The 10,287-nt window shown below is 50.9% G+C and carries 5 protein-coding genes, 6 tRNA genes, 3 rRNA genes and 1 riboswitch; all 14 genes read left to right on the forward strand.

Annotation, left to right across the window (positions count from 1 at the left end):
* Positions 1 to 27 precede the first annotated feature (27 nt).
* On the forward strand, positions 28 to 1,206 hold the full coding sequence (ribB, locus tag ACYVUV_RS11940) for a 3,4-dihydroxy-2-butanone-4-phosphate synthase (protein WP_439775567.1): 1,179 nt from the start codon (positions 28 to 30) through the stop codon (positions 1,204 to 1,206).
* A gap of 12 nt (positions 1,207 to 1,218) precedes the next feature.
* Positions 1,219 to 1,683, forward strand: a complete 465-nt coding sequence (ribH, locus tag ACYVUV_RS11945; protein WP_439775566.1) for a 6,7-dimethyl-8-ribityllumazine synthase — start codon at positions 1,219 to 1,221, stop codon at positions 1,681 to 1,683.
* Between the two features lie 802 nt (positions 1,684 to 2,485).
* A 16S ribosomal RNA gene (locus ACYVUV_RS11950) occupies positions 2,486 to 4,048 on the forward strand.
* 217 nt (positions 4,049 to 4,265) lie between these two features.
* Positions 4,266 to 7,172, forward strand: a 23S ribosomal RNA gene (locus ACYVUV_RS11955).
* A gap of 69 nt (positions 7,173 to 7,241) precedes the next feature.
* Positions 7,242 to 7,358 (forward strand): 5S ribosomal RNA (rrf, locus tag ACYVUV_RS11960).
* The 16S, 23S and 5S rRNA genes sit together here with 6 tRNA genes alongside, the layout of an rRNA operon.
* A 7-nt stretch (positions 7,359 to 7,365) precedes the next feature.
* A tRNA-Asn gene (locus ACYVUV_RS11965) sits at positions 7,366 to 7,438 on the forward strand.
* 3 nt (positions 7,439 to 7,441) lie between these two features.
* Positions 7,442 to 7,515, forward strand: a tRNA-Pro gene (locus ACYVUV_RS11970).
* A 19-nt stretch (positions 7,516 to 7,534) separates the two neighbouring features.
* Positions 7,535 to 7,606, forward strand: a tRNA-Gly gene (locus tag ACYVUV_RS11975).
* 35 nt (positions 7,607 to 7,641) lie between these two features.
* A tRNA-Arg gene (locus ACYVUV_RS11980) sits at positions 7,642 to 7,715 on the forward strand.
* 2 nt (positions 7,716 to 7,717) lie between these two features.
* Positions 7,718 to 7,790 (forward strand) — tRNA-Val (locus ACYVUV_RS11985).
* Between the two features lie 3 nt (positions 7,791 to 7,793).
* Positions 7,794 to 7,867: transfer RNA gene (locus ACYVUV_RS11990), tRNA-Asp, on the forward strand.
* 112 nt (positions 7,868 to 7,979) lie between these two features.
* Positions 7,980 to 8,327, forward strand: a complete 348-nt coding sequence (locus ACYVUV_RS11995) for a hypothetical protein (RefSeq protein WP_484499515.1) — start codon at positions 7,980 to 7,982, stop codon at positions 8,325 to 8,327.
* Positions 8,328 to 8,395: 68 nt separating this feature from the next.
* Positions 8,396 to 8,514, forward strand: a riboswitch (FMN riboswitch).
* A gap of 118 nt (positions 8,515 to 8,632) precedes the next feature.
* Positions 8,633 to 9,688 (forward strand): bifunctional diaminohydroxyphosphoribosylaminopyrimidine deaminase/5-amino-6-(5-phosphoribosylamino)uracil reductase RibD, encoded by a 1,056-nt coding sequence (ribD, locus tag ACYVUV_RS12000; RefSeq protein ID WP_439775569.1) that lies wholly within the window; start codon positions 8,633 to 8,635, stop codon positions 9,686 to 9,688.
* Positions 9,681 to 10,287, forward strand: a 607-nt coding sequence (locus tag ACYVUV_RS12005) for a riboflavin synthase (protein WP_484499516.1), incomplete at its 3' end; no start/stop codon positions are given. The genes ribD and ACYVUV_RS12005, both read left to right, overlap by 8 nt.

A 10,287-nucleotide genomic window follows, 5' to 3' on the forward strand; every position in this document is an offset into this window, starting at 1 on the left:
ACAAGTAGAAAACACGAGGAAATAAAGATGGATGTCAAAAAGATTCAAGATGCAATTGCCTGGATGAAGAAGGGCGGCCTGGTAATCGTGGCCGATGATGAAGACCGGGAAGCCGAAGGGGACATGATCGGTTTGGGCAGCAAGGTTACTCCGGAAAAAATCAACTTCATGACCAAGCATGCCCGGGGCCTGCTCTGCACCAGCATTGGCCGGGAGATCGCGGAAAGACTGGAATTGCCACAGATGTGGCAGGACAACACGGACCCGTTTGGGACGGCTTTTACCGTCAGCGTTGACTACAAGACGACGACTACAGGGATCTCAGCTTACGACCGAGCGACCACGATCAAGGCTTTGGCTGACCCGGATTCTAAGCCGGAAGACTTCTTCAAGCCAGGCCACTGCTTCCCGCTGGTCGCTAAGGACGGGGGCGTTTTGGAGAGAAACGGGCACACGGAAGCTTCAGTCACCCTGGCCAGACTGGCTGGTGAAGCAGAAGTGGCCTACATCTGCGAAATCTTGAAAGAAGACGGGCACATGGCCCGCCGGCCGGAACTGAAAGAAATCGCCAAGGAATACGATCTGCCATACTTCACGATCGCCGACCTGCAGGAGTACTGCAGAAGTTTCGCGAGTAGCCGCTCAGAATTCGTAAACTTGCCAACTGACTACGGAAATTTTGAAATCAAGGATTACGGCAATGGCAACCTGGTGCTTAAGAAAGGCGATATTGCTAAAAATGAGCCGGTAATGCTGCGGATTCACTCAAAGTGCCTGACCGGGGACGTCTTCGGCTCCAAGCGCTGCGACTGCGGCCACCAGCTCCACCAGGCCATGCGGCGGATTGAAGAAAAAGGGACCGGGGTTATCCTCTACCTCAACCAAGAAGGACGGGGAATCGGCCTGACCAACAAGCTCCGGGCTTATGCCTTGCAGGACCAGGGGCATGATACTTATGACGCCAACCTGCTTTTGGGCTTTGCTCCAGATGAGCGAAAGTATGACGTGGCCGCCAGAATGATCAAGGATTTGGGGATCAAGCGGGTTAAGCTTTTGACGAACAATCCAGACAAGATCAAGCAATTGGAAGAGGCCGGGGTGGAAATTACAGACCGCCTGCCCCTGGAAGTGGCGGCGACGGATGAGGACCGCAGATATCTGGAAACCAAGCGGGACCGCTTCAAGCACATGTTAGTCAGTTTATAGTGAGGGAAAAAGATGGCAGTAATTCAAGGCGATTTTATGCAGGTACACGGCAAGGTAGCGATCGTGGTGTCCCGCTTCAACGAGCTGGTAACCAAGAGCCTGGCGACCGGCGCGGCAGAGACTTTGCTTAAGTTTGGGATCAAGAAAGAAGATATTGACACTTACTGGGTGCCGGGGGCTTTTGAAATTGGCTTCACGGCAAAAAAGCTGGTCGATTCCGGCAAGTATGACGGGATCATGACTTTGGGGGCGGTGATCAAGGGCGAAACCGACCACTACGCGATGATCATCAACAACGTAACCAGCGCGGTCATGGAGTTGAACCTGGCTGGCAAGGTGCCGGTAACTTTTGGCATGCTGACGACGGAGAATATCGACCAGGCCTTGCAAAGATCAGGCCTAAAGGTTGGCAACGAGGGGAGCGCGACTGCCCAGAGCCTGCTGGAAATGATGAGCCTGCAGGAAAAAATCGGCTAAACCCCAAAACTTGCAAGCGCTTAACTTTTGTGCTATTATCCTAAGTAGAGAAAGTACTTTCGAATATCGTAACGAACCTTAAAGAAAGGGCGTATGCGAATGACAGAAAAGATGGTTGATGAATGAGCCTCCTGAAAGGGCGTATTTGTCAGTTTGCTGTCAGCAAGCTCAAGGCTAAGGCAGCAGCCGCATTTTAGCGGGAAAGCCTTCCGCGCAAGGGTGTTCTGTTTGTACACGGCGGCTGGGCCGATCAAGAATGACGGCTTGCCAGGCAGTTTGTAATAAAATTGAATATTATTGGCATAAGGGGCTTCGCGTTAGTGTTGAGACGCGGGGCCCTTTTCCTGTTTTAGAAGAAAAATAAAAAGTTTTGACTTTTTTCCCCAGGAAAAAAGGCGGTAATCCGAACTATGTTTTCTAAGAAAGATAATTTTTCCTCGAAAGCAAAAACAAAAGCACAACCAGATTCAATTGCTTTTATTACAACTCTGCCGGCTGTACCTACTATAACCCGGATGAAAAGGTTGATTTGACCTTTCAAAAATAACGAGTATACTAATATTTGTTGCCGCGGCGAAGAAGGAATTCGCCGGAGACACGAAAAAGAAAATATCGAAAGCTTGTTGACAAGAATCAAACAAGCGAGTAAGATATAAAACGTTGCGTCACTTGACGCAAGTTGGTACTTTGAAAACTGAACAAAGTTTCGCAGTGTGCGGGTCAAACATTGTTTGATCCAAACAAATAAGCGAAGTCAATTCGCAAGCAAATAATCTGGAGCAGATTAAAAAGGCTCAATTTTCAAATTGAGAGTTTGATCCTGGCTCAGGACGAACGCTGGCGGCGTGCCTAATACATGCAAGTCGAGCGAGCTGAATTCAAAGATTCCTTCGGGATGAATTGTTGGACGCTAGCGGCGGATGGGTGAGTAACACGTGGGCAATCTGCCCTAAAGACTGGGATACCACTTGGAAACAGGTGCTAATACCGGATAACAACATGAATCGCATGATTCAAGTTTGAAAGGCGGCGCAAGCTGTCACTTTAGGATGAGCCCGCGGCGCATTAGCTAGTTGGTGGGGTAAAGGCCTACCAAGGCAATGATGCGTAGCCGAGTTGAGAGACTGATCGGCCACATTGGGACTGAGACACGGCCCAAACTCCTACGGGAGGCAGCAGTAGGGAATCTTCCACAATGGACGCAAGTCTGATGGAGCAACGCCGCGTGAGTGAAGAAGGTTTTCGGATCGTAAAGCTCTGTTGTTGGTGAAGAAGGATAGAGGCAGTAACTGGTCTTTATTTGACGGTAATCAACCAGAAAGTCACGGCTAACTACGTGCCAGCAGCCGCGGTAATACGTAGGTGGCAAGCGTTGTCCGGATTTATTGGGCGTAAAGCGAGCGCAGGCGGAATGATAAGTCTGATGTGAAAGCCCACGGCTCAACCGTGGAACTGCATCGGAAACTGTCATTCTTGAGTGCAGAAGAGGAGAGTGGAACTCCATGTGTAGCGGTGGAATGCGTAGATATATGGAAGAACACCAGTGGCGAAGGCGGCTCTCTGGTCTGCAACTGACGCTGAGGCTCGAAAGCATGGGTAGCGAACAGGATTAGATACCCTGGTAGTCCATGCCGTAAACGATGAGCGCTAGGTGTTGGGGACTTTCCGGTTCTCAGTGCCGCAGCAAACGCATTAAGCGCTCCGCCTGGGGAGTACGACCGCAAGGTTGAAACTCAAAGGAATTGACGGGGGCCCGCACAAGCGGTGGAGCATGTGGTTTAATTCGAAGCAACGCGAAGAACCTTACCAGGTCTTGACATCCTGCGCTACACCTAGAGATAGGTGGTTCTCTTCGGAGACGCAGAGACAGGTGGTGCATGGCTGTCGTCAGCTCGTGTCGTGAGATGTTGGGTTAAGTCCCGCAACGAGCGCAACCCTTGTCTTTAGTTGCCATCATTAAGTTGGGCACTCTAAAGAGACTGCCGGTGACAAACCGGAGGAAGGTGGGGATGACGTCAAGTCATCATGCCCCTTATGACCTGGGCTACACACGTGCTACAATGGGCAGTACAACGAGAAGCGAACCTGTGAAGGCAAGCGGATCTCTTAAAGCTGTTCTCAGTTCGGACTGCAGGCTGCAACTCGCCTGCACGAAGCTGGAATCGCTAGTAATCGCGGATCAGCACGCCGCGGTGAATACGTTCCCGGGCCTTGTACACACCGCCCGTCACACCATGGAAGTCTGCAATGCCCAAAGTCGGTGGGATAACCTTTTAGGAGTCAGCCGCCTAAGGCAGGGCAGATGACTGGGGTGAAGTCGTAACAAGGTAGCCGTAGGAGAACCTGCGGCTGGATCACCTCCTTTCTAAGGAAAGACACACAATCAGAGAGTGGGAACACTAATAGACGATTGTGAGTTACGGAAGCACACTGCAAAGAAACTTTGTTCAGTTTTGAGAGTATCAACTCTCACTTGTACGTTGAAAACTGAATATCTTAATTCCAAGAAAAAACCGAGAATCATTGAGATCAATGAAAACATTGCAAAGCGACCGAGAGAGTTCGAAAGAACTGACTTGCAAGGTCAAGTGAAGAAGGGCGCACGGTGAATGCCTTGGCACTGGAAGCCGATGAAGGACGCGACTAACCGCGAAAGTCTTCGGGGAGCCGTAAGTAGGCTTTGATCCGGAGGTCTCCGAATGGGGGAACCCAGCATGTGCAGACATGCTATTCTTGTGTGAATACATAGCACAAGAAAGGAACACGCAGTGAACTGAAACATCTAAGTAGCTGCAGGAAGAGAAAGAAATATCGATTTCCCAAGTAGCGGCGAGCGAACAGGAAAGAGCCCAAACCGGCAGATTTATCTGCCGGGGTTGTAGGACTGAGACGTGGCACTTCAGAGGATAGCAGAAGCGTTTGGGAAGACGCGCCAGAGAGGGTGAGAGCCCCGTAAGCGAAATCCAAAGAAGGCCTATCAGTATCCTGAGTAGGGCGGGACACGTGAAATCCCGTTTGAATCCGCGAGGACCATCTCGCAAGGCTAAATACTAACCAGTGACCGATAGTGAACCAGTACCGTGAGGGAAAGGTGAAAAGAACCCCGGGAGGGGAGTGAAAGAGAACCTGAAACCGTGTGCCTACAAGTAGTCAAAGCCCGTTAACGGGTAATGGCGTGCCTTTTGTAGAATGAACCGGCGAGTTGCGTTAGTCAGCAAGGTTAAGTCAGAAAAGACGGAGCCGCAGCGAAAGCGAGTCTGAAGAGGGCGAGCAGTTGGCTGACGCAGACCCGAAACCAAGTGACCTACCCATGACCAGGTTGAAGGCGCGGTAAAACGCGCTGGAGGACCGAACCCACGTAAGTTGAAAATTGCGGGGATGAGTTGTGGGTAGCGGTGAAATTCCAAACGAACTTGGAGATAGCTGGTTCTCTCCGAAATAGCTTTAGGGCTAGCCTCGCAAAGAGGATGCTGGAGGTAGAGCTCTGTTTGGACTAGGGGCCCGTCAAGGGTTACTGAATTCAGATAAACTGCGAATTCCAGACATTTATGTGCGGGAGTCAGACTGCGAGTGATAAGATCCGTAGTCGAAAGGGAAACAGCCCAGATCACCAGTTAAGGTCCCAAAATTCATGCTAAGTGGAAAAGGATGTGGAGTTGCGCAGACAACTAGGACGTTGGCTCAGAAGCAGCCATCATTCAAAGAGTGCGTAATAGCTCACTAGTCGAGTGACGCCGCGCCGAAAATTTACCGGGGCTAAGCATGATACCGAAACTGTGGATGTGCATTATGCACGTGGTAGGAGAGCGTTCTAGCGGCGGTGAAGCATGACCGAGAGGACATGTGGAGCTTCTAGAAGTGAGAATGCCGGTATGAGTAACGAAAGACAGGTGAGAATCCTGTCCGCCGCAAGACTAAGGTTTCCTGGGGCAGGCTCGTCCGCCCAGGGTAAGTCGGGACCTAAGGCGAGGCCGAGAGGCGTAGTCGATGGACAACAGGTTGAGATTCCTGTACTGCACCGAATCGTTATGAGCGATGGAGGGACGCAGGAGGCTAGCAGCGCGTGGTGCTGGATACCACGTTCAAGCGTCAAGTCTGAGAGCGAGTCAAATGCTTGCTTTCATAAGGACAAGGCGTGATGAGGAGCGAAGTTAAAGTAGCGAAGGCTGCGACGTCACACTGCCGAGAAAAGCTTCTAGCCAGAGACGGTGCACCCGTACCGCAAACCGACACAGGTAGTCGAGGAGAGTATCCTCAGGTGAGCGAGAGAACTCTCGTTAAGGAACTCGGCAAAATGGCCCCGTAACTTCGGGAGAAGGGGCGCTGGTCGCAAGATCAGCCGCAGTGAAAAGGCCCAAGCAACTGTTTATCAAAAACACAGGCATCTGCAAAATCGTAAGATGAAGTATAGGTGCTGACACCTGCCCGGTGCTGGAAGGTTAAGAGGAGAGCTTAGCGCAAGCGAAGGTTTGAATTGAAGCCCCAGTAAACGGCGGCCGTAACTATAACGGTCCTAAGGTAGCGAAATTCCTTGTCGGGTAAGTTCCGACCTGCACGAAAGGTGTAATGATTTGGGCACTGTCTCAACGAGAGACTCGGTGAAATTATAATACCCGTGAAGATGCGGGTTACCCGCGACAGGACGGAAAGACCCCATGGAGCTTTACTGCAGTTTAATATTGGGTATCTGTCAAGCATGTACAGGATAGGTAGGAGCCGGAGAAGATAGGACGCCAGTCTTATCTGAGGCGCTGTTGGGATACTACCCTTGCTTGACGGATGCTCTAACTCAGGTCTGTGATCCAGGCCGAGGACAGTGTTTGACGGGCAGTTTGACTGGGGCGGTCGCCTCCTAAAGTGTAACGGAGGCGCCCAAAGGTTCCCTCAGAATGGTTGGAAATCATTCGCAGAGTGTAAAGGTAAAAGGGAGCTTGACTGCGAGAGAGACAACTCGAGCAGGTACGAAAGTAGGGCTTAGTGATCTGGTGGTACCGCATGGAAGGGCCATCACTCAACGGATAAAAGCTACCCTGGGGATAACAGGCTTATCTCCCCCAAGAGTTCACATCGACGGGGAGGTTTGGCACCTCGATGTCGGCTCGTCGCATCCTGGGGCTGAAGTCGGTCCCAAGGGTTGGGCTGTTCGCCCATTAAAGCGGCACGCGAGCTGGGTTCAGAACGTCGTGAGACAGTTCGGTCCCTATCCGTCGTGGGCGCAGGAAATTTGAGAGGAGCTGTCCTTAGTACGAGAGGACCGGGATGGACGCACCGCTGGTGTACCAGTTGTCTTGCCAAAGGCATCGCTGGGTAGCTATGTGCGGACGGGATAAGCGCTGAAAGCATCTAAGTGCGAAGCCCCCCTCAAGATGAGATTTCCCATTTCTTCAAGAAAGTAAGACACCTCAGAGACGATGAGGTAGATAGGCCGGGAGTGGAAGAAGCGTGAGCTTTGGAGCGGACCGGTACTAATCAGTCGAGGACTTGACCAAAAGAGCGAAGCAATGAAGGTTTTGACTTGGAAGAGATATTCAGTTTTGAGCGTGCAAGCTCAAAGAGAGTGCGGTGGCAATGGCAAGAAGGATACACCTGTTCCCATGCCGAACACAGCAGTTAAGCTTCTTAACGCCGAAAGTAGTTGGTGGGAAACTGCCTGCGAGGATAGGAAGCTGCCGCGCTCAACATTCCGCCTTAGCTCAGTTGGTAGAGCGCTTGACTGTTAATCAGGATGTCGTCAGTTCGAGTCTGACAGGCGGAGTACCGGGAAGTGGCTCAGTTTGGTAGAGCACCTGGTTTGGGACCAGGGGGTCGCAGGTTCAAATCCTGTCTTCCCGATCTCGCATTAAGCGAACATGCGGAAGTAGTTCAGTGGTAGAACATCACCTTGCCATGGTGGGGGTCGCGGGTTCGAATCCCGTCTTCCGCTTAACGCAGCAGCGTTAGCAAACAGAATATTCCAGCGCACCCATAGCGCAACTGGATAGAGTGTCTGACTACGAATCAGAAGGTTGTAGGTTCAAGTCCTACTGGGTGCATCGGAGGATTAGCTCAGCTGGGAGAGCATCTGCCTTACAAGCAGAGGGTCACAGGTTCGAGCCCTGTATCCTCCATATGGTCCATTGGAGCAGTGGTCTATCTCGCCTCCCTGTCACGGAGGAGATCGCGGGTTCAAATCCCGCATGGACCGTAATTAAAGCAGCGACTTAGGTCGTTGCTTTTTTCGTTTCTATTGCTTTTTAACAGATGCTGGGTTAAATTTAGTCTAAAACGTAAGCTTTCTATTTTGGGTGTATTTTAAAATGAACGATGATCTCAGCATGATTTACGATATTTTGAATGAAATAGCGCTGTACTTAAAAGATGATACCGATAATCCAGTATCTATGTCGTTGGTTTTGCACAATTACGGCATACATGATGGAGCTGCTAAAGGAAAAGCAATTCTTGCTACGGCTAAAGTTCTTAATTCTGCTGAAAATACTGCAGATTTGACGCTAATGGACTTCCAAAGAGCATTTAACGCGGAAGTCTCTGATAAATTCAGTACTGAGCCAGGTGAAGGACAGGATGTCCTATATATATTAAAGTGGTTGAGTCTTCATCAAATGCCTGATTTGTATCCAATAGTGATGAATCTGGCTGATTAGATAAAAAATATCGTTTTCTGCTTGACAGTGCTTACACATGAAGGTAAGATAAAAAATGTGAATTGAATAATGTTCTTCGGGGCAGGGTGAAATTCCCGACCGGCGGTAAAGTCCGCGACCCGCTATATGCGGCTGAATCCCAATTGAGGGTACCGATAGTTAAAGTCTAGATGGGAGACAGAACGATACAATTTTTGCCATGTCGTATCGCTTATTTGGCGATGCTACTATTTAATTTTGATATCGATCATTAGGCCTCGAGGATTTCCTCGGGGCTTTTTTCGTGCAATGAAAGGAGTGATTGGATGGCATCAGATGAAGATTACATGCGTCTGGCGATTGCCGTGGCCCGCAAGGCTGGCAATGCCACCTGGCGCAACCCAAGAGTCGGCAGCTGCCTGGTCAAGGACGGCAAAGTCCTGGCGACTGGCTTCCACCACCGTTACGGCGGCTTCCATGCTGAACGTGATACCATCTCCAAATTGACTCCGGAACAATTATCCAATTCCACTATTTACGTGACTTTAGAGCCTTGCTGCCACTATGGCAAGCAGCCGCCCTGCACCCAGCTGATTATTGATAGCGGGATCAAACGGGTGGTGGTCGGGGAGACCGATCCCCACTCTCTTGTTACGGGCAAGGGTATCGCTGCTTTAAAGCAGGCAGGTCTTGAAGTAAGCACTGGTCTTTTAGCAAAAGAAGCAAGTCAGCTGAATGACCACTACAACTACTTTTACCAAACAGGTCTGCCTTACGTGACTTTGAAGCAGGCCGTGACCCTGGACCACATGCTGGCTAAAAAGGGTGAGCGGACCGCGATTACTGGGGCTGAGGCCTGGACCCGGGTTCACCAGGAACGGGCTGGTTACCAGGCTGTCTTGATTGGGTCAGAAACGGCGATCATCGACGATCCTCTGCTTTTGACCAGCGAGGACCTGGTTCACCCGCCAGTCAGAGTTGTGCTGGACCGGCGGGGCCGGCTGCTTGATCACTTGGATTTGCGTTTATTTTCTGATAAACGAGCTGAGACCTGGATTTTGACGGAAAATCCGGCTTTCTTGGAGCAGGCTTTTCCAGAGCATGTCAGAATTTTTGCCCTGCCGGATGGAAAAATCTCGACCAGCATCAAAATTCTGGCTGACCAAGGTGTGCAGAGCATTTACGCTGAAGGCGGCGCTCAGCTGCAAGAGAGTCTGCTGGCTGCGGGCCTGGTCAATGACGTGATCAGCTATGTCGCTCCCCGCTTTTTGGGCCAGGGGACTGAAGCAGCTGTTCCGGCTGAAGCTCTGGACTTAAAGGATGTCCAAACTGAGCAAGTCGGCAACGATGTAAGAATCTACGGGAGGATCAAGGATGTTTAGTGGTTTGGTAAGCGGCAAGGCCCGGATTCAGCGCCTGGAGCAGGAAGGCAAGACGATCGTTTTAACGGTCAAGACGGTCCCGGAAAAGCTGGCTGGGGTAAAAATTGGCGACTCAATCGCCGTCAACGGCTGCTGCCTGACGGTGGAGGCTTTTTCAAAAGACAGCTTTACGGTAACCATGATGCCGCAGACTTTTGACAAGACGACTTTCAAAAATCTGCAGGCGGGCGACCAAGTGAACATGGAGCGCAGCGTCCCGGTAGGTGGCCGCTTTGAAGGGCATATCGTAAGCGGGCACGTTGATGAAACGGTTGCTGTAACAGGAATTCGGCAAAACGAGAATGCCTTAGAACTCCGCTTTTTCCTGCCGGACCGCTTGAAAAAGCAGATCGTCCCGCAAGGGTCAGTCGCGATTAACGGGACCAGCCTGACGGTGATGAACACTGGCGATGACTGGTTCTCAGTTGGCTTGATCCCCCACACTCAAGATGAAACAAATTTGGCCAGCCTACAAGTCGGAAGCCAGGTCAACCTGGAAACTGACGTGCTGGGCAAGTACGTGGAGGCCAATCTGGCAGCTTTTTTAAAAAATGAATTGG

It is taken from the genome of Lactobacillus sp. WILCCON 0149 (assembly GCF_057197965.1).

Excerpts from the sequence above, each read along its gene's own strand:
- ribB (WP_439775567.1), top strand. The coding sequence starts at position 28 with ATGGATGTCAAAAAGATTCAAGATGCAATTGCCTGGATGAAGAAGGGC.
- ribH (WP_439775566.1), top strand. The coding sequence starts at position 1,219 with ATGGCAGTAATTCAAGGCGATTTTATGCAGGTACACGGCAAGGTAGCG.
- ACYVUV_RS11995 (WP_484499515.1), top strand. The coding sequence starts at position 7,980 with ATGAACGATGATCTCAGCATGATTTACGATATTTTGAATGAAATAGCG.
- ribD (WP_439775569.1), top strand. The coding sequence starts at position 8,633 with ATGGCATCAGATGAAGATTACATGCGTCTGGCGATTGCCGTGGCCCGC.